Origin of the sequence: Pseudoalteromonas sp. S1650, assembly GCF_005887195.1 — a bacterium.
Lineage (GTDB): Bacteria > Pseudomonadota > Gammaproteobacteria > Enterobacterales > Alteromonadaceae > Pseudoalteromonas > Pseudoalteromonas simplex.
In genome coordinates this window covers 1-223 of the sequence record NZ_PNDF01000212.1, presented here as the reverse complement: position 1 = coordinate 223, position 223 = coordinate 1, and the positions used below count along the sequence as shown (strand labels likewise).

Below are 223 nucleotides of genomic sequence, written 5' to 3'. Positions count from 1 at the left end.
TTAGCCAGATTGAGCTTGCACAAAATACAATTAATAGCGTACGAGTGTGGCCCTCACCTGACAGCACTGGAGTGGTCTTTGATTTAACCGATACGCCTGTTTTCTTCTATTTCATGCTGAAAAAACCAGCTCGTGTAGTCTTTGATTTTAAAAATACCGACAAACTCGATAGCTGGCCAGCTATTCCTCAACAGCATCAGATTGTTTCCAAACTGCGCTACTC

The 223-nt window shown here is 42.6% G+C and carries 1 protein-coding gene; it reads left to right on the top strand.

Features of this window, described 5'->3' with window-relative positions; translation table 11 throughout:
• Nucleotides 1-8: 8 nt before the first annotated feature.
• Nucleotides 9-223, top strand: a 215-nt coding sequence (locus CWB80_RS22200; RefSeq protein WP_138686323.1) for an AMIN domain-containing protein, incomplete at its 3' end; no start/stop codon positions are given.